Origin of the sequence: Zobellella aerophila, assembly GCF_039539325.1 — a bacterium.
In the GTDB taxonomy this organism is placed as follows: domain Bacteria; phylum Pseudomonadota; class Gammaproteobacteria; order Enterobacterales; family Aeromonadaceae; genus Oceanimonas; species Oceanimonas aerophila.
Genome location: NZ_BAABCX010000001.1, coordinates 1,248,415 through 1,270,751, shown reverse-complemented (window position 1 = coordinate 1,270,751; position 22,337 = coordinate 1,248,415). Strand labels below are relative to the sequence as shown.

Here is a 22,337-nt window from a genome sequence, read left to right as displayed (position 1 = left end):
GTAATAAAGGGATGGGGGTTTTAATTTTATATATATAAAAACAATAACTTAAGTTTTATTTCGTCTTTTGTGATCGTTAATAACTTGATCCGTATAACATTTTAAACAAAAAGAATACGGTACTTGTTGTCGTGGTTTTTTTAAGGGGATAGGATGTCATTTGTCATTTTTAGAAAATATTTTTCGATTTGGCGGGCTTGTTGTGATCCAGACATTTCCGATGCTGTGCCAAACGACAATGCGCACCTGAAAGAGCAATTCAACGAGGGTGGGGCAGCCGCGGCATGTCGCGGTCTGGGGCATGGCGCCGAATGATGGTCTATTAGAGGCATCGAGCTGGTATCGTGAGGCAGACCACAGCGCGACAAGCGGCGCGGTTACCGACCAGGGGGCTTGCTCGCTCAGCACCTGGATCAGAAGTCGTTGCTGAGCCATCTCAGGGTGTGGTTGGCAACTGGAATTGTCATTTATATTGAACCGGAAGGATTAAAGGATGCGCTACGCACTGCATGGAATGTGTTCACTGCACAGCAATATTGTGAGTGATATTCGATTGGCCAAAGAAACGGGCTACGACGGGCTGGAGATACACACCGATAAGCTGTGGCGCTATATTCAGGCCGGGCTGACCAGCCAGGCACTGAAAGCGCGGCTGGACGAGGCGCAGATAGCGCCGTCGGCTATCGATATTATCGGTTCGGTGGAAAGTACAGGAAAGGAACAGCAATCCCGGCTGTTCAGGGATGCAGAAACCTTATGCCGGTTTGCCGCCGATATTGGTGCACCCACCATACAGTTGAATGCGTTTGAGGCACTGACCGGCCTGTCTGTGGAAGACAACATTCGTATTACCGCCCAGAATATCCGCAATATTGCCGATATCGGTAAAGAGCACGGTATTCGCTTTCAATACGAAGGGGCCGCCTGGACGCCGATTGCCACCCTGGAGCATTACTACCGGCTCCATGATACGGTCGGGCGCGACAACTTTGGTTTTGTTCTGGATACCTGGCATTTCTGGTCGTGCCGCGGTGCGACTCCCGAAGATATGGCCAGGATTGACAAGTCATTGATTTACAACGTTCATCTGTCGGATGGTCTGCGTCCCGACGTCGATGCTCCCTGGGTGGATGAAAAGCTGTTGCGCGGCTGTTTGCTGGGGGATGGCGAGATCCCGCTGCAGGAATGGGCCAGTGCCATACAAAGCACAGGCTACGACGGCTTTTACTCCGGTGAGTTTCTGAATGATCAGTTGTGGGAGGCGGATCATTACGAGGTGGCCAGTGCCATGCTGGCCGGCATGAAGCGCCTGCTGGCGTAATTTCCGTGGTGGGCATGATGCCCGCGGGCGAGTAGCTGACGAACAGGCTACCGCATTCGGTGACTGTGGTTATCATCTTTACCCCGGCCTTGTCCCCAAGTCCGGGGTATTTGCGCAGATCCAAGTCCGAACTCAGAGACAACACAGCCGCCTCCCACGACACGCCATAAACTCGTCCCTGAGGGCTCGTAAATGCCATCCGTGGCATTTCACGGTCGTGGGAGGTCGTCTCTGTTGCCTCATCCTGAGCTCCGAGTGGCCAGCAGGTGACTCTGCAGCCTCAAGGAGGGCAAAGGGATCTACTCAGCCGATCATCCGCACCACGGACGGTGCGGCTGAGCCTCCATAGGGCAGCTTGCTGCCTGCACCAAGCTGGGTGACAGACCGAACATCCAGTGAATGTTCGCAGCCGTTAACCAGCGCAGGTGGCCTTAGACTACGGCGAGTCGGCGGAGTAGACCCTTTGTCCGAGATGGGCATGACCGCCAAAAAGATCGAATGTTTAATGAGATGGGTATCACAGGTGCCGTCGAGCGGGGGCGGTGGCAATCGGTGGCTGAGTGGGATATTCCGCTCAGCCATCTTGCTGATGTCAGGCCGACTTCGGCGGTTATCTCCCGCGCCAGGCCGGGGGAGCTGCTATTGGAAAGGCTGGTCACGTTCCGGACATGGGGGTTTTTCTGTCGTCTGTATCTTTTTTGTGGTCTTTATCATGGTAGGCGAGGGATACCGCGAAGGACTGCACCAGACACAGGCTTGCAGACTGGGAGCGGAAGGCGTCTACCTGGGCCTCTTTCACCACGAAGCAAATGTCGCTGAATGAGGCCAGGGGGCTGACCTGACTGTCGGTAATGGCGATCTGCCTGGCACCTACCATGGAGGCGGTTTCAGTCAAGGCCAGGGTTTCCCTGGCATAGGGAGAGAAGCTGATGGCGACCACCACATCCTTGGGGCCGATCAGCTCCAGCTGTTCCTGGAACATGCCGCCCAGACCATCGATCAGGAATGCCCGCCGGTTCAGGTGGCGCAGGGCGTAGGTCAGGTAGGTGGCGACGCTGAAGGAGCGGCGCAGGCCAATCACATAGATATTCTCGGCGTCGGCCAGTATCTGCACGGCTTTATTCAGATCTTCTGCCGAGGTCTGGGCCGCCAGTTGTTGCAAGGCCTGGACATTGGCCCGGGCGAACTCGTTCAGTATTTCCTCCGGCTGTTCCGGGGATGGCTGATCTTCCAGATCCCGAAACATTTTTGCCCTTTCCGTGTAGTTGGCGGTTTCTTCCATCAGGTGGCGGCGAAATACCTGCTTCATATCATTGAAACCGCTGTAGCCAAAGGCATTGGCGAAACGGATCAGGGTGGAGGGCGGCACATCGGCCTGCTCGGCGATAACCGCCACCGTATCAAAGGCGACACTGTTGGTGTTATCGAGCACGTAGGCGGCCACCTGCTGCAGGCGCCTGCTGAGTTCACCATAGCGGCTGCGGATGACATCCTGTAACTCGGAATAGTTGTTCGGTGTTGACATGGACACTCTCGAAAAGGCAGACGGATGACAGGCTGTTGGTACTGGCCGGTAACTTGGTTGCAGTATAAATGAAACATCTGGTCAGAATAAATATTTCATTTTAGATTAATCGATTCAGCTGGCAAAAAACCACCCTGATGGCTCCTCCATCCCTCCGACGATACTGCCGCGCCATGCCTAACCATAAATAATAACGTTAAACCCAATAAATTTTTATGATTATGCTGAATTTATAAGCATTTGCAGTGGACCCGCCTTTAATTCGTCCCTGGATCTCCACCACACCCTTCCTGGCGCGGAGGGGCCGCTTGGCAAATCCTGACCCCCTGTTCGAAATGTAGCGGTATTTGTATCCGTTATTTAGTCATTCTCCACGCAGGGTTGGCCCTGGATGGGGAAACTCAGGGGAAGGGGTTGAACCTGTCGTAACACGCTTTTTTACATCCCTGGCTGCGGTCAACCCGCTTCCGCGCCCCAGATTCATCATGTCAACTCAGATTTTTTATTTTAAGATTTTGATATTAAATGGTTTTTTATTTCTTTGTTGTGCCGGTTCCAAAAGACGGGCGATGAGAATGGCGAAAATGTGTGTCACATCACATTTACATGTAAATATTTCATTCCATATTGATAATGGAATAATCATTTCGTATAAATGGAAAAATGAAATGTGACTTTTCCCGAGGCGATGAGATTGAGATGAAGGCGGCAGCAACACGAGTGGCTCTGATCGGTATCGATTCTATCCGCTGTTGCCATGCCACCGCCCTGTTCGTCGAGCGTCGCGAGTGGATTCATGTGAAAAATTCAATAGGGATGATGGCCAATCGGCCCTTGTAAGGAGAGCGGAATGTCAGCACGAAAACATCTTGATGTAATTTGCCTCGGACGGGTGGCCGTTGACCTGTACGGACAGCAGGTCGGCGCCCGGCTGGAAGATATGGCGACCTTTGCCAAATACCTGGGGGGATCCAGCGGTAACGTTGCCTATGGCACTGCCCGCCAGGGCCTCAAGTCGGCCATGCTGTCGCGGGTTGGCGATGAGCATATGGGACGTTTTCTGCGCGAAGAGCTGGAACGCCTGGGCGTCGATGTCAGTCACCTGAAAACCGACAGCGAGCGGCTGACCGGCCTGGTGGTGCTCGGCATCAAGGATGAAGATACCTTTCCGTTGATTTTCTACCGGGAAAACTGCGCCGACATGGGCATACGGGCGGAAGACATCGACGAGGACTTTATTGCCTCGGCCAAGTGCCTGGCCATTACCGGTACCCATCTTTCTCACCCGGATACCCGTGCCGCGGTTGCGCTGGCGCTGGAGTATGCCCGCAAACATGGTGTGAAAACCGCCCTCGATATCGATTACCGCCCTGTGCTCTGGGGCCTGACCAGCCGGGGCGATGGCGAAACCCGCTACCTGGATGCCCCCGGGGTGACCGCCGAACTGCAGGCCATGCTGGGCCAGTTTGATCTGATAGTCGGTACCGAAGAAGAGTTTCATATTGCCGGTGGCAGCACGGATACCATTACCGCACTGAACGCCGTGCGTGAGGTAAGCGACGCCACCCTGGTCTGCAAGCGCGGCCCGCTGGGCTGCTCGGTGTTCGAGGCGGCCATCCCCGCGACCCTGGACGAGGGACTGACAGTGTACGGGGTCCGGGTGGAGGTACTCAATGTACTGGGGGCCGGCGATGCCTTTATGTCCGGCCTGCTGCGCGGCTACCTCAATGGCGAGGGCTGGGAGCAGGCCTGCCGTTACGCCAATGCCTGTGGTGCCCTGGTGGTGTCCCGTCACGGCTGTGCGCCGGCCATGCCGAGCAAGGAAGAGCTGGATGACTACCTGTCCCGTGCCGAGTCGGTGCCGCGGCCGGATCTGGATGCGCGGCTCAATCACCTGCACCGGGTCACTACCCGGGACCGGGAGTGGGACGACCTGTGCATCCTGGCCTTTGACCATCGCCGCCAGTTCGTGGATATGGCCATCGAGGCAGGGGCCGATATCGATGCGATCCCACACCTGAAAAAACTGATCCTCAAGGCCGGTCGTCAGGTGGCGAGCGAGGCAGGGCTCAAGGGCAAGGCCGGAATCCTGGCCGACACCACCTTCGGCCAGCCGGTGCTCAACGAAATTACCGGCCAGGGCTGGTGGATTGGCCGGCCGCTGGAGCTGCCGAGCTCGCGCCCGCTGCGGCTGGAGCATGGCAATATCGGCAGCCAGCTGATCGACTGGCCGCTGGAGCATATTGTCAAGTGTCTGGTGTTCTACCATCCGCAAGATCAGATAGCGCTGCGCCTGGAGCAGGAGCGGCTGATCACCGAGGTGTATCAGGCCTGCTGCAAGAGCGGTCACGAACTGCTGCTCGAGGTGATACTGCCGGCCGATATGGTCAAGAGCGATGAACTGTATGTTCGGGCGCTGCAGCGCTTCTACAACATCGGCGTCAAGCCCGACTGGTGGAAGCTGCCGCCCCTGTCCAGCCATGGCTGGGATGAAGTGACCGCGGTGGTGACCGAGCGCGACCCCCACTGCCACGGGGTGGTTATCCTGGGGCTGGATGCGCCTGAAGACGAGCTGCGGGTGGGCTTCAATGCCGCCGCCGGCAAGGCGCTGGTCAAGGGCTTCGCCATCGGTCGCAGCATTTTTGGGGCGCCGTCCCGGGACTGGCTGGCCGGGCGTATTGATGACCAGGGCCTGATCGACGCCATCAAACAGAAATACCACAACCTGATCGCCCTCTGGCGTCAGCGTCATCAAGGAGCATAAGCATGTCTCGTACTCTTCGTCTGACCATGGCACAGGCCCTGGTGAAGTTTATGACGGCACAAAAAGTGGACATCGACGGGGAGATCCTGCCCCTGTTCGAGGGGGTGTTTGCCATCTTTGGCCACGGTAACGTGGCCGGTGTGGGCGAGGCGCTGTACCAGGTGCGCGATCAACTGCCGACCTACCGGGCACACAACGAGCAGGGCATGGCCCATGCGGCCATCGCGTTTGCCAAGACTCACAACCGCCGGCGCATGATGGCCTGTACCGCCTCCGCCGGCCCCGGCTCCACCAATATGGTGACCGCCGCCGCGGTGGCGCATGTCAATCGCCTGCCGGTCCTGTTCCTGCCGGGGGACACCTTCGCCACCCGCCAGCCGGATCCGGTATTGCAGCAGGTGGAGGTATTCAGTGATCACACCATGACCTCCAACGACTGCTTCAAGCCGGTGAGCCGCTTCTTCGACCGCATCACCCGTCCGGAGCAACTGCTGACCTCGCTGCCCCAGGCGATGCGGGTGCTGACCGACCCGGTGGAGTGCGGCCCGGTCACCCTGGCATTGCCCCAGGATGTGCAGACCATGGCCTTTGATTATCCGGCGCACTTTTTTGATGAAAAGGTACACCGCCTGCGCCGCCAGGGGCCGGACCAGGTGGAGCTGGATGAGGCTATCTCGCTTATTCGCGCCGCGAAGAAACCGCTGTTGATCGCCGGTGGCGGGGTGCACTACTCGGGCGCGCTGAAGGAACTGGATCAGCTGGCTACCCGATACCACCTGCCGGTGGGCGAGACCCAGGCCGGCAAGGGTGCCTTGCCCTGGGATCATGCCCAGAACATGGGCGCCATCGGTGTTACCGGCGCGGCTTCGAGCAATGCGCTGTCCGCCGATTGCGACCTGATCCTGGCGGTGGGCACCCGGCTGGGCGACTTCGCCACCGGCTCCCGTGCCATGTACAACCCCGATGCACGCATCATTACCATCAATGTCGGCTCTTTCGACGCGGTCAAGCACAAGGCCCTGCCGCTGGTGGGGGATGCCAGGCTGACCCTGCAGCAGCTGCATGCGGGTCTTGAAGGCTGGCGGCTCGAAGGCAGCTGGGTAGAGCAAGCCGCCCGGCTGCGGGCCGAGTGGCTGCACGTCCAGGAGGTGGCCACCACGGACCGTGGTACCAGCTTGCCCACCGATGCCGAGGTGGTGGGCGCGGTCAACCGGGCCGCGGGCGAGCAGGACATCGTGGTCTGTGCCGCCGGCGGTCTGCCCGGCGAGCTGCAGAAGCTGTGGCGCACCCGTTATGACAAGGGCTACCACATGGAGTATGGCTACTCCTGCATGGGCTACGAAATCGCCGGCGGCCTGGGGGTCAAGATGGCCAGGCCCGACTCCGAGGTATTCGTGATGGTGGGTGATGGCTCTTATCTGATGCTCAACTCGGAAATCGCCACTTCGGTGATGCTGGGCCGGAAGATGATCCTGGTGGTGCTCGACAACCGCGGCTACGGCTGTATTCACCGGTTGCAGCAGTTCTGCGGCGGACCCGGCTTCAACAATATGCTGGATGACTGCCTGACGGTGGCAGGCGGCGCCCCCAGGACCGACTTTGCCGCCCATGCCATCGCCCTGGGGGCGAAAGGCGAGAAGGTAGGCAATATCAGTGAGCTGGAGGCGGCGCTGGAGCGGGCCAGGGCCTCGGACATCACTTATGTGGTGACTTTGGATACCGATGCCCTGGTGGTCAGCGAAGAGGGGGGCTCCTGGTGGGAGGTGGCGGTGCCGGAAGTGTCGCCCCGCAGCCAGGTGCAGGAAGCCCGCGCCCGCTACGAGACCCACAAGGCCCGCCAGCAGCAGAATCTGTAAGCCATATTCCGGCAGGGCCTGACAACCGGCATCTGCCACTTGATTGGAAAGCGGGATTGACCGGCCTCACGCCGACACGCCGTAAACCCATCCATGGGGGCTCCGCCGCGCCATCCCTGGCGCGGAGGGGCGGCTTAGCGGCCAATCAGTCCCGCCGCCCGGCAGCCGAATTGTCTGCCTGGAGTGCAATATATTGGAGAACACCATGAGCGTAAAACTGGGCATCAACCCGTTAACCTGGGCCAATGACGATCTGCCCAGCCTGGGCGGTGATACCCCCCTGGCCACCTGTCTGGATGAGGGCAGGCAGGCCGGTTTTGCCGGCTTCGAGCTGGGTCACAAGTTCCCCCGGGCTCCGGAGCTGCTCAAGCCCATCCTGCACCGGCACGAGCTGGAGCTGGTATCCGGCTGGTATTCAGGTCAGCTGCTGGAACGGTCGGTGGAAGAAGAAATCGCGGCGGTGCAGCCACATCTGCAACTGCTCAAGGCGATGGGTTGCAAGGTGATGGTATTCTGCGAAGTGACCGGCTGCATCCACGGCCGGCAGGACAAACCCGTCTCCGAGCGGCCCCGCTTTCCCGCCGAGCGCTGGGAGGAATACGGTGCCAGGCTCACCGAGTTTGCCCGCTACACCCAGTCCCAGGGGGTGCAGGTCGCCTATCACCACCATATGGGCACCGTGATCGAAACCGAAGCCGAAGTGGATGCGTTGATGGAACATACCGGCCCGGAAGTGGGTCTGCTGCTGGATACCGGTCATATCACCTTTGCCGGCGGCAATCCGATTGACCTGGCCAGTCGCTGGTCCAAACGCATCAATCATGTGCATTGCAAGGATATTCGTGCCGACATATTGAGAGAGGCACGCAACCGGAACGCCAGCTTCCTCAATGCGGTGCTCGACGGCACCTTCACCGTGCCCGGTGATGGCTGCGTCGATTATCCCGGCCTGTTCCGGGTGCTGAAAGAAGCGGAATACGAGGGCTGGCTGGTGGTTGAAGCCGAGCAGGATCCGTCCGTCGCCCATCCCCTGACCTATGCCACCCTGGGTCACAACCACTTACATGCGTTCGCCAAAGACGCAGGCTTGCTGTAACGGAGAAACAAGATGGAACAAGTACAAAACTTTATCAATGGAACCCTGACCGCCAGCCAGAGCGGCCGCACCGCCCCCGTGTACAATCCGGCGAACGGCGAGCAGAGCAGGGAAGTGGTGCTGAGCTCCGCCGACGAAGTGCGTGACGCCATTGCCGCTGCCCAGAAGGCCTTCCCGCGCTGGGCCACCACCAGCCCGCTGCGCCGTGCCCGCATCCTGTTCAAGTTCAAGGAACTGCTGGAGGCGAACATGGATGAACTGGCCAGGCTCATTTCCAGCGAGCATGGCAAGGTCTATTCCGACGCGGTGGGCGAGCTGACCCGTGGCCTGGAGGTAGTGGAATTTGCCTGTGGCATTCCTCATCTGCTCAAGGGCGAGCATTCGCTGAATGTGGGCACCAATGTCGACAGCCATTCCATGATGCAGCCGCTGGGCGTCTGTGCCGGTATTTCGCCGTTCAACTTCCCGACCATGGTGCCCATGTGGATGTTCCCGGTGGCCATCGCCTGCGGCAACACCTTCGTGATGAAGCCTTCCGAGAAGGATCCGTCTGCCAGCCTGCGCCTAGCGGCGCTGCTGCAGGAAGCGGGTCTGCCCGATGGGGTATTCAATGTGGTCAACGGCGACAAGGAAGCGGTGGACGTGCTGCTGACCGATCACCGGGTGCAGGCGGTCAGTTTCGTCGGCTCCACGCCTATCGCCGAGTATATCTACAGCACCGCCAGTACCCACGGCAAGCGCTGTCAGGCCCTGGGTGGCGCCAAGAACCACGCCGTCATCATGCCTGATGCGGATCTGGATTTGGCGGCCAATGCCCTGATGGGCGCCGCCTTCGGTGCCGCCGGCGAGCGCTGCATGGCCATTTCGGTGGCGGTGGCGGTGGGTGATGAAGTGGCCGATCAACTGGTTGCCCGGCTCAAGCCCCAGATAGAAGCCCTGCGCATCGGCCCGGGCGTGGTCAAGGGGCAGGAAAACGACATGGGGCCCCTGGTGTCTGCGGCCCACAGAGACAAGGTGGTGGGCTACATCAACCAGGGCGAGGCCGAGGGCGCCGAGCTGGTGGTGGATGGTCGTGGCCTTAAGGTCGCGGGCCATGAGGCCGGTTACTTCGTCGGCGGCACCCTGTTCGACAAGGTGACGCCGGAGATGACCATCTACCAGGAAGAAATCTTCGGTCCTGTGCTGGCGGTGGTGCGTGTGCCCGATTACGCTTCGGCGCTGGAGCTGGTGAACAGCCACGAATATGGCAACGGCACCGCCATCTTCACCCGTGATGGCCATGCCGGTCGTCAGTTCGGCCAGGATGTGCTGGCGGGCATGGTCGGCATCAATGTGCCGATCCCGGTGCCGATGGCGTTCCATTCCTTCGGTGGTTGGAAGCGCTCCGTGTTCGGTCCGCTGAATATGCATGGCCCCGATGGCGTACGCTTCTACACCCGTATGAAAACATTGACCAGCCGCTGGCCTTCCGAGCCCCAGCAGGCCGCCGAGTTCTCCATGCCGACCATGAAGTAAGCGACCGAACAAGGGTAATCAGGAGCCTGCCTTGTGCAGGCTCTTTTACGAGCGCCACCCTAGGTCCATGAAAGAGCAGGGTGCTGCGTCGGGACTGACATCGCTGACTGGGAGCGATATACCCCAGGAGTCGCGCCGACAACGAGCCAGCCTCTGCGCTCTGCTTACCTTGAGTGCCTCTTTCACACCATTACCTGACCTGTCATTGTTGCGCGCCCGGTTGCGCATTCGTCAAGCCAGCTTGTGCTCCACAGGTGAATGAGCAGATAAGATATCGGCGCGCTATATAGCGGGTTAAGGTGTCGATCGAGTTCTACTAGCTTGATTTAGAATGTTGCTGATTGTTATTGCAGCCCATATCCAAATGGCGAAGCGACACGGGATTCACAGCTGCCGACATGGATAAAGCCATGACGGGCCATCTCTATTAACTCAGCCAGTCGGACCAGTTTGGAGCCTTGTTTTGCTTGCGTACCTCGGAAATTACTTTAGGGTAGTGAAGGGCGTTCCCGGGCGGTGGTGGGGTGTTCCCGGGGAACGAACGAGGCAAATCACGCCGGTGCGCCGGCATAACAGGGAAGATAGTTATCATGCAAGATTCGTTGACGACGGGAACCATACTGCCGCTGGGTATTACCTTTGCCCCGGCGAATACCTACATATGCTACGGCCAGCTGGTACCCATTAGCGAAGAGCAGGCCCTCTACAGCCTGATGGGGACGAATTTCGGTGGTGACGGGCGGGTGAATTTCGGCATGCCTGACCTGCGTGGCCGTGCCGCCGTCGGCACCGGCCAGGGAGCGGGGCTGGATAATTATTATCTGGGTGAACGTGCCGGTTCCCCGATTCAAAAGTTGTCGGTCGACAATATGCCGACTCATAACCACACGGCGACCATGGCCGTGACCGGGGCCAGCGCCGACGTTAGCGTGGACAGTACCCTCTATGTGAAGGGCGGCCAGGGCAACAGCTCCACCGCCGAAGGCAACTACCTGGCGACGGCGACGGCGGGCCTGTCTGCGGTGACCAACGGCTACTCCAATACCGCGGACAGCAACCTGAATAGCGGCGCTATCTCCAGCCTGGCCCAGCTCGGCAACCTGCAGATCCAGGGCGGCGTCGAGGTGGGTGATACCGGCGGGTCGGAGGCTTTTTCCATCCAGAATCCGGTCCAGGCGGTGACCTATGTGATCCTGGCCGGTGGCCTGTATCCCCAGCGGCCTTAATGTTGGTGGCCACGGTGCCGGCCGTGGTTTGTCTTGAAATTTTCTATTGAATCTTTACAGAGGCACACCCGTTTCAATCAGGTTTGCCTGGGCAGCGAATAATTTTAGGGATGCTCCCCCGGTGGTAGTGGGCGGTCACCGGGGAGCCTTTGATAGCAACCACGCCGGCTTGCCGGCAGACAAGGAAGACTTAAGATGCAAGATACCTTGACCATGGGAACCATATTGCCGCTGGGCATTACCTTTGCCCCGAGAAATGCCTATCCCTGCGATGGCCGGCTGCTGGCGATCACCGAGGAAACGGCGCTCTACAGCCTGATGGGAGATGCTTTCGGCGGCGACGGGCGGGTGACTTTCGGCCTGCCCGACCTGCGTGGCCGGGCCGCCGTCGGCACCGGCCAGGGACCGGGATTGTACGACTATGATCTGGGTCAGCGTGCCGGTTCCCCGACACAGATATTGTCTACCCTCCATTTGCCGAGCCATAGCCACCAGGCGGCCATCGATATCACTTCGGCCAGTGCCGATATCACCGTAACCAGCACCCTCTATGTTAAGGGTGGCCAGGGTAACACCCCCACCGCCGAAGGCAATTACCTGGCGACGGCGACGGCGGGCCTGAGCCCGGTGACCAACGGCTATTCCAATACCGCGGACAGCCCCCTGAACGGCGGCGCCATCCGGAGCAACGCCCAGCTCAGCGATCTACAGATCCAGGGGGACGTGGCGGTGGGGAATAGCGGCGGCTCGCAGTCCTTCCCCATCCAGAGCCCGGTCCAGGCGGTGACCTATGTGATCCTGGGCAGCGGTGCCGGGCAGTATCCCCAGCGTAGCTGATTGACCGGAGCCACGGCGCCGGTTGCGCCCTGGCGCCAGGCCGCTCGCCGAAGGGCCTGCACAAGAAGAACGGAACCCCCATTCGAGACGGAAAAGGAAAGGCCATGAGATTGGAACAGGCACAGCACCGGGCCGGCGACGCCGCCCCTTCGACCCGGCCGCTCAAGGCGGAGACCGCCTTCGTCGATCCGCAACTGGAGAGACTCTTCACCCAGTCGCTGCGGCGCCAGCTGGAAAACCTGCTGCAAGCGGTGCCATTGGATGAACAGCAGGAGCAGCTCAGGGAGCAGATGGAGACCCTGGCCTCGACCCTGCTGCAGGACGGCCAGGCGGATCATCAACAGCTGGTGGACCTCTTCGCCGAGACTGCCAGCCAGCTGTTCAGGGTCTATCGCCAGAGCGAGCTCGGCGAGGCGCAGGATACCCGCCAGTTCTTCACCCGCACCGGCTGCGTCATGGCGGTCAAGGACGCCGTGCATACCTGCAAGGACATCTATCGGGTCCGGGCCTTTATCCGCGGCATCGACCAGGCCATCCGGGCACAAAGCACACAGGGATCGGCGCAGCCGCTGCACGTGTTGTATCCGGCCTGCGGTCCCTTCGCGCCCCTGCTGCTGCCGCTGATCCGCCATTACAAGGCCCAGCCCCAGGCCGGGCTGCGTCCCTTGCGGATCACCCTGATCGACATCCAGGAAGGGGCAGTGCAGGTGCTGCACAACCTGATCCGGGACCTGGACATCGAAGACTATATCGAAGACGTCCTGTGCATGGACGTCATGGACTACCGGCCGGCCCAACCCGTGGATCTGCTGGTGCTGGAAGCCATGCAACGGGGGTTCAGCCGCGAGGGGCACCTCAGCATGGCGCGGCACCTCAGCCGCTTCCTGGCAGCGGATGCCCTGATGATCCCCGAGCGGATCAGGGTGCGGGCCTTCCTCAACGAGGGCCAAGCCGAGTTCGTGGACCAGTGGCAGGACGCCGGCTACACCCACTCCAGCAAGGTCAAGCCGGAGGCCGCCGCTACCCGGGTGGAGCTGGGCGCCATACTGGATCTGACCCTGGACTCGCTGCGGCAGCTCAAGGAAATCCAGCTGGGGCAGGGGGCTTCGGTACTCGAATGCGGCCGGGTCCAGCTGCCCAAGGATCAGCCGGACCTGTCGCACAAGCTGATGCTCTATTGCGTGGAGGCGACCACCTTCGGCCAGGAAGGGGTCCGCGAGTACGATTCGGGCATCAGCCATCCGCTGCCCGACACTGCGGTGTGTATCGACTTCCGGCCTCGCGCCGCCGAGCCCGACGACCTGCTGCTGAAGAGCGGCGATCACATCCAGTTCTATTACAAGCTGACCGGCCAGCCCGGCTTCATGCCCACCTGGGCCTAGGAGACCAAGATGAATTCCGACGTCCGCCAGGACGAGGCCGTCAAGGTCGTGTTCTTCTCTTCCAGCCTGCTGGCCTTGCCCGCCATCCTGCACCTGCATGATCAGGGCCGGCTGGCCGCCGTGGTGCTGACGCCGCGTCCGGACGGCGAGTTTGCCCTGTTCGAGCAACAATTGCAGCAGGCCGGTATCGCCCGCCTGCCCCTGTTACCGGACCAGCCGGACGGCTGTGTGGCCGCGGTGCGGGATCTGGGGGCGGATCTGGGCCTGATCTGCGCCTTTCGCCATCGTCTGCCCGAGGCGCTGCGCGCGGCGCCGGCCTGGGGCTGTTACAACATCCACCCCTCCCACCTGCCGGCTTACCGCGGCGCCCAGCCCCTATACTGGCTGATCAGGGAGGGCCATCGCCATTCCCAATACAGCGTGATGCGGGTCGAGGAAGGGATGGACACAGGCCCGGTGCTGCTCCAGGAGCCCTTCGAGATAGGGCCCTACGACACCTTGAATGCCCTGCTCGGGCGGATGGCGGCCTGGCTGCCGCAACTGGCCGAGCGGGTGGTCGAGCAGCTGGTGGCAACTGGGGGGCAGCCACCGCTTCGGCCCCAGGCCGGGGAGGATGCCAGCCTGGCGCCGCTGCCGACGCCGGCCCAGCTGCGGGTGGACTGGCGCCGGCAGGAGGCGACCGAGATCGCCGACATGGTACGGGCGGGAAACCCCCAGTATGGCAGCCTGCTCCGGATGGCAGCCAACCAGGTCCAGCTGCTGCAGGCCACGGCCCTGCGGGAGGACAACTACGGCATCAAACCGGGCACCATACTGAGCATCGACCAGGCAAGCGGCCTCAAGGTGGCGACCCGGGACGGCGTGCTACGCCTGGATATCCTGATGAACAACGACGGCGTCTTCGACGGCTACCGCTTCGCCATGCAAGCAGGCTTGAGTGTGGCCATGTGTTTTGACAGCTAGCAGGCGGACAGGCCGGCGGCGTCAATGCGATTCACCTGTCGCTCCCGTCCGGACCTGGTCCGGCCCGGGCAGGAAGTGCGGGCGAGCGCACACCCCAGCGCGAAAGCCACTCAGTCGGTTGGTTTTCGTTTGAATCTTTAACTAGGCTGAATCACGCCTTTGCGCCGCCGCACCTCACACCATGGCGGCGGGAGAAGGTGGAGCAGGGGATCGGCGGCCTTGGCCCGGGCACAACATCCGGGCCTCAGGGATCGCGGTAGATCCTGGCCAGTCAAACAACTAAGGACGGTGATATGTACCAACAGCAAGTCCGGCATCCGCTGACGCAATCCTTGGACTCCCTCGACGGGGAGACCTTCGAGGCCATGTTCGAGCTGTTCAGGCAGATAGGGATCTTCTGGCGCAACCTGGACGACGCCGAGGCCTACCGTTCGCGGCTGTATGCCTTCATGCAAAACCGCATCAACCTGCGGCCCATCTACCACCAGTACTATCAGCTGGCCCGGCAGACCCTCGACCAGTTGATCGCCGAGCAGGGCCAGGAGCAGGCCTACCGGCTGCTGTTTACCGATGCCCAGGCGAATCAGCCCCCCGCCGAAACTCCCCTGGCGGTGACCCGGCAGAAGGTATCCAACGAGTTCGTGACCTTCCAGCTGGCCCAAGGCGGCTTCCGAGTCTTCGGCGCCGACAACTACCCCGGTTTTATCGGCGGCGCCAATATTCCCGGCCAACCGGCCCCCTATCGCACGGCGGAGGAATGACGGATGAAAGTCGAGACCCTGATCATCGGCTCCGGTGTGGCCGCTGCCGCCCTGTCCCAGCGCCTGCTGGGTGCCAATCCCGACGCCGCCATCCTGATCCTGGAAGCCGGGGCCAAGGTGAAGATGCAGGATGCGGCCCTGTGGGAGGATTACCTGATCACCGGTAAGCTGCCCTACGACAAGTACAAGGACCTGCCGTACCCCGAGCGGGACGAGCCAGGGCAGAACCTGAGCATAGGGGCGACCGAAGTGCCCCTGACGGGCTCCCGGGTGATGACCTACGGTGGCTCTACCATCCACTGGGGCGGCTGGTCGTTCCGCCTCAAGCCGGAGGATTTCGCCCTCAAGACCAACACCGGCCAGGGCATCGACTGGCCGTTCGACTACGACGAGCTGGAGCCTTATTACGGCCAGGCCGAGGCCTACATCGGGGTGTCGGGCGATTCCCATGATCCGACGGTGCCGCGCAGCGAGGACTATCCCTTCCCGGCCTTCCCCTACACCCTGGAGGATCAACCCGTGGCACGGTCGATGTCCTCCCTCGGCATCCAGTACTCCCATCTGCCCATTGCCCGGCACGGCATCACCGACACCACCTCGCGGCATGCCCCCTGCAAGACCACGGGCACCTGCAAGTACTGTCCCTTCGGCGCCCGTTATGCGGCTACCAACTTCCTCAACGACATGTTCCAGTGGTGCGCCTACCCGAACTTCGAGGTCAGGGTCGGCTGTGTGGTGCAGGAGATCGTCCTGGACGGCAAGTCGGTGGCCAAGGGCGTTGTGTATTACGACAAGGCCAGGGGCGAAACCCTGAGGGTGGAGGCGGATCGCATCATCATCGCCGCCGGCGCCATTGAGTCGCCCAAGCTGCTGTTGCGCTCTACCTCGGACCATTGGCCCAACGGCATCGGCAACGATCACGATCTGGTGGGGCGTAACCTCATCACCCACCCCTATTTCATGTTCAACGGCGTACAGAAGGGGAACCCCCTGAAACTGCAGCCGGAAATGAATTTTCCCACCCTGTGCTCGCGCCATTTCGACAGCCCGGAGCAGCAGCAGAAGGGCAAGTTCATCCTGATCAATCCGCCCAGCTCGCCAGGGGTGAACCTGGAGGGCGCCATGCAGGCCGGCATGGTGCGGGAGGACATCGACCAGGCGGTGCTGGGCCAGAATCAGGTGCAGCTGCACGGCATGGTGGAGGTGTTCAGCGAACTCCCCAACCGGGTGATGAACCTGGACCAGATCAACCAGATTGGCCTGAAGGAAACCATAGTCGACTACTCCAAGGCCGCCGGTTTCGATCGGCGCATGGAGGAGATCAAGCAGCACGTGCAGGGGATCTTCGAGGGCATGGGCGTGGAGCTGCTGCCCAAGGTCAGCATCTCCTGGCGGGCCGATCACGCCGCCTGTACCTGCCGCATGAGTGATGACCCCAGCCAAGGGGTGACCGACCGGCACATGAAGGTCCACGGTGTCGACAACCTCTATGTCTGCTCCAACGCGGCCTTCTCGTCTCTGGGGGCGGTCAACCCGACCCTGACCCTTACCGCCCTGTCGCTGCGGCTGGGCGATCACCTCATCAGCCACCCGGTTGCCTAAGGAGTCGTCATGCAGAGCCTACAAGAGCAAAAAAACGCCCTCTTCCCCCTGTTGCAGACCGCCATGGAGCTGGAGCTGTCGACCATACCCCCCTACCTGACCGCCCTGCTCAGCATCCGGCCCGAGGCCAACCGGGTGGCGGCCAACCTTATCCGCACTGTGATGATGGAGGAAATGCTGCACATGACCCTGGTGGGCAACCTGACTGCCAGCCTGGGCGGGCGGGTGGCCCTGGGCGAGGGAAACCTCCCCGCCTATCCGCTGTCGATGGAGTTCGAGGGCCAGCGCTTTCGCGATCGGCAGTTCGAGGTGGATTTGGCGCCCTTCAGTGAGGCTGGCCTGGACACCTTCATGCAGATAGAGATGCCCACCGACTGGATGGATCGGGAGCCGAGCTATAAGGCGTTCGCCGAAATCGAGGTGCCCGGCATCACCATAGGCGCCTTCTACCAGATGATCGAGCAGCAGCTGGCGCAGATGTGTGCCCAGTACCCCGAGTCCGAGGTGTTCTGTGGCGATCCCGCCCACCAGATCGACGAGAACTACTACTGGGCCGGCGGGGGCAAGCCCGTGGTGATCACGACCCTGGCCAGCGCCAGGGAAGCGCTGCAGCTGATCATCGAGCAGGGGGAGGGGGCAGGCGGCGGCCTGATGGATGGCGATCGCCATTACTTCGACCAGCCTCTGGAAGTGGCCCACTTCTTCCGCTTCAGGGAAATCGCCTTCGGCCGTCATTACCGGCCGGACGACCATCCCAAGGAGCCGCCCACGGGGACGCAGTTCGAGGTGGACTTCGCCGCAGTCTATCCCATCATCCGCAACCCCAAGGCGGCCGATTACGGTGGTGATGAACAGATGGCGCGCTGGAACCATCAATTCAATGCGGCCTACTCCCTGATGCTCGACCAGATAGCCCAGGCTTTCAACGGCAACCCCGAGGTGCTCTACACCGCCATTGTCAACGGCATGCACAGCCTGACGCCGGTGGCGCGGCAGATGATGACGACCCCCATCGCCGAGGACCCGGAGGGCCGCCATGGTGGCCCCTCCTTCGAGTGGGTGCCGCCCCCCTACGCCAGCAAGGGTGCCGGCTGACGGCACCGCTTGGTGCTGACCCTTAGTCCCCGCCTCAGGCGGGGACTAAGGGTGATGGGGTCCTTGAATCTTTGCCCTCAATCTACCCCGGAGTTGGAAACCTAGGGCCTGATGATGGTCGTCGATATCAGGCGTTAGCCTGGCGAAGTGCTGGCCGGTCGGCTGGACATCGCCGGTTTACCGGGCCTGGGGAGGGGTGATGAGGATAGGTATAGTAGGCTCGGGCAACATGGGGTGGGTCATCGGCCTGACTCTAGCCCGCAAAGGCTTCGCGATATGCTTCGGAGCACGCCCTGGCGACCAAATGATGTGACATATGGCATTCATACGAATGCCAGTAATAAAAAAGCCGGCCACTTCAATATGGTCCGGCTTTGAAACAGGCAACCACTGATGAAAACCATTGGCTGCCGGATGACTGACGGTGCAGTCGGGTATTACCTGCTGATGGTTTGTTTTAGCGCGTTGATGGAGGACTGGATGCCCGCTTCGGTGGACATGGTGAAGTCTTCCATCTCCAGGCTGACCCAGTCGTTGTAGCCCATCATGCGCACTACCAACGCGATTTCGGTTATCAAAGCCTGAACCAGTATCTGGAGGTGACTCCCCGGGATAAAAGAGTCGAGGCATTGTTTTGCGAAAACGACATCCTGGCGATGGGGGCGCTGGAAGCATTACGGGTTAGGGGAGAAGCCGGCAGCCATTGCAGATTCTGATCACCGAGGCCATCCGGCGGCTGACGGCGGACGAGGCGCCCTCGCGCTATCTGGTGCCCTGGTGCTGAGGCAATCCCACCTCAAGACGGAATGAAAACACCACGGTCAGCCTTTGGCCGATATAAGAAGCTGTTTGAGCTCTTTAGTACTCGGGCAAAGCGCACTGCTCCGCCGCGCATCCGACTGCCGGTGTTTTTTTCAGACAGCGCCGGGGATTGAAGGAGGCGACAGGGATTGCCTCCACCGACCGTCACAGGGATGTGCTTGAAGTGTGTCGGAGGAGGTGGCCCTGCCGCCTCTTCGCTGGATGCGCCAGGCAGTCTTGCAAAGATCGTAAACAGGTTCAAAGGGGAAAGCCGTTGGCGGCAGACGACTCCGGCGACCAGGGTCGCCGGAGAACAGGCCTAGCCGTTTACACCCTCGACAATGCACTGCATGCTGGCCTGAACGACGGGCAGGGGCTGTTCTAGCTCGCAGATTTCCCGGGCGAACGGTTCGAACGACAGGTAGCCCCGATAACCGGACGACAGCAGGGTCCTGATTTGACCGATATTGTTCAGCCGATCCTGCGGGCCGACCAGCACCCGGTGGGCGTCCAGCATCTGCTCATAGCCGATGGCGGTGTCTTCCACTCCGGAGATGTGCACCAGACCAGTGAACTCGGGGAAGAATTCAGTCTCACCGGCCACCATATGATGGAAGGTGTCATGCACCAGGGCGAAGCAGTCTTCACCGCCCACCGCCTTGATGGCGGCCACCGCATCCTTCTTCAGCCGCAGGGAGGAGATAGGGAAGCCCAGCGGCTCGACGAAGCCCTTGAGGCCGTGTTTCTCCAGTATCGGCCTGAGCCCCTGCAGCGCCTGCTCCAGGCCGGCCTGCTTCTGTTCTTCCGGGCCCAGGTCGCTGCCGTCGTTGAGCGGGCACAGCACCAGGCCGGTGGCGCCGCAGGCGGCGGCCAGTTCGGCCAGCCTTTCGGCCTGGGCGGCACGCTCCTCGTTCCAGATATTGAACGGATAGAGGGCGTTGATGCTCAGGGTCTCCATACCCAGCGCGGTGGCTTTGGTGCCGATGGCGCGGGCGTTGTCCAGCTCGCTGACGCTGTTGTCGGCGACATCGTTGCGCAGCTCGACGGCCTTCAGGCCCAGGGCCTTGGCGGCATCAAGCAGCTCGAAGGCGCTGAGCCCGGGCGCCGTCATATGGTTCAGTGCAAAGGTCAGGTTCATTTGAGGCATTTTGATTTCGCTCCGGATCACTGGTTATAGAAAGCAGGGCGCTCGGCCATGACCACCGCCTCGATCTGGCCGCTTTCCTGGGCCTTGACGCAGGCATCGGCGGCCACGGCGGCGGCATAGCCGTCCCAGGCGGTAGGACCTTCGATGCGACCCTGGGCAATGCCATTGATAAAGTTCTGCAGCTCGATGTCGTAGGCGTCGATAAAGCGCTGTTTCCAGTCGGTGAGGATGGCGGTGGACAGCCTGGCATCACTGCGCACCAGCAGGCTTTGCGGCTCGGGCAGATTAATGATGCCGGTTTCACCCACCACAGAGCACTGGATGTCATAGCCGTACTGGCAGTTGACGAAGATCTCCAGATCGATGCGCACCCCCTTGTGAGTTTCAATCAGCACGACCTGCGGATCGGCCAGGTGTTCGAAGCGGTTGCGGGTACGCCTGGGATAAACCACCTGCACGGTTTTGTAGTCGTCGTTCAGCAGCCAGCGCAGCACGTCCAGCTCGTGGATGGCGGTGTCGACGATGGCCATGCTGGTGATATAGCTCTCGGGCACCGTCGGGTTGCGATGGGCACAATGCACCATCAGTGGCTCACCGATCTGATTGTCGTCTATGGCCTGCTTCAGCAGCTGGTAGCCCCTGTCGTAGGGGCGCATGAAACCGATCTGCACCAGGCGCTGGCCGGCGGCGACTTCGGCGTTGACGATGTTCAGGCAGCCCTGGGCCGTGGTGGCCAGCGGCTTTTCACAGAACACATATTTGCCGGCCTTGATGGCGGCCAGTACAAATTCTTCATGGGTGGGGCCCCAGGAGGTGACCAGCAGGGCATCCACATCCGCGGCCTTTATCAGCTCATGGCCGTCGTCGTACACCCTGGCGTCCAGCCCCAGGCGCGCGACTACCGCCTCGGCCTGTGACCGGTTGACGTCGGTCACGGCCACGATGTGCCCGCCGGAAAGCACATGGGTAATACGCCGGGCATGGTCTTCGCCGATGGCGCCCGTGCCGATAACACCGATTCTGATTGTCATGGTTTCCTCCATATAAAACATCAAGTTATCGTCGGAGCAGGGTGCCGACGCTCACCGGTATCCGTCTTGAACCGGCCTGCATGTTTCATCATGTCCGGATCGTGGGGACCTGTATTTCATGCCTCGCACTATAAGCAGGTGTGGGGAGCAAACACCAAGACTGTGATGATGGAAAACCATCATTCCGGCTATACTGGCGGGATTCAGGACAGTGGAAGGGGAAAACCATGAAGAAGATCACCCTGGCGGAGGTGGCCCGGCTGGCCGGTGTAGGGGAGGCCACGGTGGATCGGGTGCTGAACGAAAGAGGCAATGTGGCACCGGCCACCGCCGAGCGGGTGATCCGGGTAGCGCGGGAGCTGGGCATGAAACGGGTGTTGCCCGACGAGTGGCACCGGCTGCGCCATGTGGAGGTGTTTCTGAGTGACAGCGATACCTATTTCTTCAAGCAATTGAGTCTGAGTTTCATGCAGGCCGCCGACAGCCTGGGCAAGCGGCGCCTGGTGCTACATCGCACCCTTGTCAATGAAGCGGATCCGGCCCGCCTGGCGAAAAAACTGACCCAGGCCGCCGCCAGGCGGGATGGCATCATCCTGTTTGGTTCGGATCACCCCGAGGTGGTGGCTGCGGTCAATGCCGCCATGGCCAGGGGAGTACCTGTGATCACCCTGGTGACCGAGCTGCCCGGCACCCGACCGCTTTGTCATGTGGGGATCGATCAGTATGCCGCCGGCCGCACCGCGGGTTGGTTGCTGGATCAGTGGTGCCATCAGCCGGGAGAGGTGCTGCTGGTATGCGGCCCGCAGGAAGTACTGGTGCACAGAGAACGGGTCCGGGGCTGCCGGGAGCGGCTGGCCGAGTCCGGTTTCCGGCTGGCGCCGCTGGTACTGGAGGGCAGGGAGCAGAACGGCCTTATCGAGTCGCTGGTACGGGAGCGGCTCAATCAGGGCCGGGTGGTGGCTGTGTACAACACGGGTCCCGGCAACGCTATCATCGCCCGATTGCTGGAACGACAGGGTCTGGGCGGTCGCTGTGTGTTGATCGGCCATGAACGACACGCTACTACCGAGACCCTGTTACGCCGGGGGCTGATGCACCTGGCCCTGGATCAGAACCCCAGGCTGCATGCCTTTCGCGCTCTGGAGCTGTTGCTCGGTTATCTTGAGCAGGGCAGTGCACCCGGTGCCGGGGAGCGCATTGATTTTTCCCTGATCACCCGGGAGAACCTGGGGAGTTAGGTGCTGACCGCGACTTGTTGAAAACCGTATTTCATTTTTTTTTTCACCCTTGTTCCTGCTATTTCATGTCCGGGTGCAGGGCATGCTGTGTTCCCTCCGTTTATATTTAATTCTTAAACTTATGATTTAAAGGTGTTTATTTGTTTTCTAATCATGAGTTATGGCTGTGGTCAGCGT

17 protein-coding genes are annotated in these 22,337 nt (G+C 60.9%); 13 read left to right on the top strand and 4 right to left on the bottom strand.

Going from position 1 to position 22,337, the window contains the following annotated elements; all coding sequences use genetic code 11:
• Positions 1-493: 493 nt before the first annotated feature.
• Positions 494-1,321, top strand: a complete 828-nt coding sequence (locus ABD806_RS05865; RefSeq protein ID WP_344955672.1) for a sugar phosphate isomerase/epimerase family protein — start codon at positions 494-496, stop codon at positions 1,319-1,321.
• Positions 1,322-1,976: 655 nt separating this feature from the next.
• Here the strand turns inward: ABD806_RS05865 and ABD806_RS05860 are convergent.
• Positions 1,977-2,846 carry a MurR/RpiR family transcriptional regulator gene (locus ABD806_RS05860; protein WP_344955670.1) on the bottom strand — a complete coding sequence of 290 codons (870 nt, stop codon included), beginning with the start codon at positions 2,844-2,846 and terminating at the stop codon, positions 1,977-1,979.
• An 850-nt stretch (positions 2,847-3,696) separates the two neighbouring features.
• Between ABD806_RS05860 and ABD806_RS05855 the strand changes: the two genes are divergently transcribed.
• From ABD806_RS05855 to ABD806_RS05805, 11 genes are all read left to right on the top strand, one after another.
• On the top strand, positions 3,697-5,610 hold the full coding sequence (locus ABD806_RS05855; protein ID WP_344955668.1) for a bifunctional 5-dehydro-2-deoxygluconokinase/5-dehydro-2-deoxyphosphogluconate aldolase: 1,914 nt from the start codon (positions 3,697-3,699) through the stop codon (positions 5,608-5,610).
• Positions 5,611-5,612: 2 nt separating this feature from the next.
• Positions 5,613-7,466 (top strand): 3D-(3,5/4)-trihydroxycyclohexane-1,2-dione acylhydrolase (decyclizing), encoded by a 1,854-nt coding sequence (gene iolD / locus ABD806_RS05850; RefSeq protein WP_344955665.1) that lies wholly within the window; start codon positions 5,613-5,615, stop codon positions 7,464-7,466.
• A gap of 205 nt (positions 7,467-7,671) precedes the next feature.
• Positions 7,672-8,562: a myo-inosose-2 dehydratase gene (gene iolE / locus ABD806_RS05845; RefSeq protein WP_344955663.1), complete on the top strand. Its 891-nt coding sequence runs from the start codon at positions 7,672-7,674 to the stop codon at positions 8,560-8,562.
• A gap of 12 nt (positions 8,563-8,574) precedes the next feature.
• Complete coding sequence (locus ABD806_RS05840; RefSeq protein WP_344955661.1) at positions 8,575-10,077, top strand: CoA-acylating methylmalonate-semialdehyde dehydrogenase; 1,503 nt, start codon at positions 8,575-8,577, stop codon at positions 10,075-10,077.
• A gap of 590 nt (positions 10,078-10,667) precedes the next feature.
• Positions 10,668-11,303, top strand: coding sequence for a phage tail protein (locus ABD806_RS05835; RefSeq protein WP_344955658.1), 636 nt, complete (start codon positions 10,668-10,670; stop codon positions 11,301-11,303).
• Between the two features lie 195 nt (positions 11,304-11,498).
• Positions 11,499-12,140 (top strand): phage tail protein, encoded by a 642-nt coding sequence (locus tag ABD806_RS05830; protein ID WP_344955655.1) that lies wholly within the window; start codon positions 11,499-11,501, stop codon positions 12,138-12,140.
• 104 nt (positions 12,141-12,244) lie between these two features.
• Positions 12,245-13,522 (top strand): SAM-dependent methyltransferase, encoded by a 1,278-nt coding sequence (locus tag ABD806_RS05825; protein WP_344955653.1) that lies wholly within the window; start codon positions 12,245-12,247, stop codon positions 13,520-13,522.
• Between the two features lie 9 nt (positions 13,523-13,531).
• Positions 13,532-14,485 (top strand): methionyl-tRNA formyltransferase, encoded by a 954-nt coding sequence (locus ABD806_RS05820; RefSeq protein ID WP_344955651.1) that lies wholly within the window; start codon positions 13,532-13,534, stop codon positions 14,483-14,485.
• Positions 14,486-14,778: 293 nt separating this feature from the next.
• The gene (locus ABD806_RS05815; protein ID WP_344955649.1) at positions 14,779-15,246 is read left to right on the top strand and encodes a hypothetical protein; all 468 of its coding nucleotides are present in this window, start codon (positions 14,779-14,781) and stop codon (positions 15,244-15,246) included.
• Between the two features lie 3 nt (positions 15,247-15,249).
• Positions 15,250-16,848: a GMC oxidoreductase gene (locus ABD806_RS05810; RefSeq protein WP_344955646.1), complete on the top strand. Its 1,599-nt coding sequence runs from the start codon at positions 15,250-15,252 to the stop codon at positions 16,846-16,848.
• A 9-nt stretch (positions 16,849-16,857) separates the two neighbouring features.
• Positions 16,858-17,943: a ferritin-like domain-containing protein gene (locus ABD806_RS05805; RefSeq protein ID WP_344955644.1), complete on the top strand. Its 1,086-nt coding sequence runs from the start codon at positions 16,858-16,860 to the stop codon at positions 17,941-17,943.
• A 437-nt stretch (positions 17,944-18,380) separates the two neighbouring features.
• Here ABD806_RS05805 and ABD806_RS05800 read toward each other — a convergent pair whose 3' ends face one another.
• The 3 genes from ABD806_RS05800 to iolG form a co-directional block, all read right to left on the bottom strand.
• Positions 18,381-18,521 carry a hypothetical protein gene (locus ABD806_RS05800; protein ID WP_344955642.1) on the bottom strand — a complete coding sequence of 47 codons (141 nt, stop codon included), beginning with the start codon at positions 18,519-18,521 and terminating at the stop codon, positions 18,381-18,383.
• Between the two features lie 542 nt (positions 18,522-19,063).
• Complete coding sequence (locus ABD806_RS05795; RefSeq protein ID WP_344955640.1) at positions 19,064-19,891, bottom strand: TIM barrel protein; 828 nt, start codon at positions 19,889-19,891, stop codon at positions 19,064-19,066.
• Positions 19,892-19,908: 17 nt separating this feature from the next.
• The gene (iolG, locus tag ABD806_RS05790) at positions 19,909-20,922 is read right to left on the bottom strand and encodes a bifunctional inositol 2-dehydrogenase/D-chiro-inositol 1-dehydrogenase (protein WP_344955637.1); all 1,014 of its coding nucleotides are present in this window, start codon (positions 20,920-20,922) and stop codon (positions 19,909-19,911) included.
• Positions 20,923-21,149: 227 nt separating this feature from the next.
• On the opposite strand from iolG, the gene ABD806_RS05785 reads away from it, so the two are divergent.
• Complete coding sequence (locus ABD806_RS05785; protein ID WP_344955634.1) at positions 21,150-22,160, top strand: LacI family DNA-binding transcriptional regulator; 1,011 nt, start codon at positions 21,150-21,152, stop codon at positions 22,158-22,160.
• Positions 22,161-22,337 lie beyond the last annotated feature (177 nt).

Excerpts from the sequence above, each read along its gene's own strand:
- ABD806_RS05815 (WP_344955649.1), top strand. The coding sequence starts at position 14,779 with ATGTACCAACAGCAAGTCCGGCATCCGCTGACGCAATCCTTGGACTCC.
- ABD806_RS05795 (WP_344955640.1), bottom strand. The coding sequence starts at position 19,891 with ATGCCTCAAATGAACCTGACCTTTGCACTGAACCATATGACGGCGCCC.
- ABD806_RS05840 (WP_344955661.1), top strand. The coding sequence starts at position 8,575 with ATGGAACAAGTACAAAACTTTATCAATGGAACCCTGACCGCCAGCCAG.
- iolG (WP_344955637.1), bottom strand. The coding sequence starts at position 20,922 with ATGACAATCAGAATCGGTGTTATCGGCACGGGCGCCATCGGCGAAGAC.
- ABD806_RS05830 (WP_344955655.1), top strand. The coding sequence starts at position 11,499 with ATGCAAGATACCTTGACCATGGGAACCATATTGCCGCTGGGCATTACC.
- iolD (WP_344955665.1), top strand. The coding sequence starts at position 5,613 with ATGTCTCGTACTCTTCGTCTGACCATGGCACAGGCCCTGGTGAAGTTT.
- ABD806_RS05820 (WP_344955651.1), top strand. The coding sequence starts at position 13,532 with ATGAATTCCGACGTCCGCCAGGACGAGGCCGTCAAGGTCGTGTTCTTC.
- iolE (WP_344955663.1), top strand. The coding sequence starts at position 7,672 with ATGAGCGTAAAACTGGGCATCAACCCGTTAACCTGGGCCAATGACGAT.
- ABD806_RS05860 (WP_344955670.1), bottom strand. The coding sequence starts at position 2,846 with ATGTCAACACCGAACAACTATTCCGAGTTACAGGATGTCATCCGCAGC.
- ABD806_RS05810 (WP_344955646.1), top strand. The coding sequence starts at position 15,250 with ATGAAAGTCGAGACCCTGATCATCGGCTCCGGTGTGGCCGCTGCCGCC.
- ABD806_RS05835 (WP_344955658.1), top strand. The coding sequence starts at position 10,668 with ATGCAAGATTCGTTGACGACGGGAACCATACTGCCGCTGGGTATTACC.
- ABD806_RS05785 (WP_344955634.1), top strand. The coding sequence starts at position 21,150 with ATGAAGAAGATCACCCTGGCGGAGGTGGCCCGGCTGGCCGGTGTAGGG.
- ABD806_RS05855 (WP_344955668.1), top strand. The coding sequence starts at position 3,697 with ATGTCAGCACGAAAACATCTTGATGTAATTTGCCTCGGACGGGTGGCC.
- ABD806_RS05865 (WP_344955672.1), top strand. The coding sequence starts at position 494 with ATGCGCTACGCACTGCATGGAATGTGTTCACTGCACAGCAATATTGTG.
- ABD806_RS05825 (WP_344955653.1), top strand. The coding sequence starts at position 12,245 with ATGAGATTGGAACAGGCACAGCACCGGGCCGGCGACGCCGCCCCTTCG.
- ABD806_RS05805 (WP_344955644.1), top strand. The coding sequence starts at position 16,858 with ATGCAGAGCCTACAAGAGCAAAAAAACGCCCTCTTCCCCCTGTTGCAG.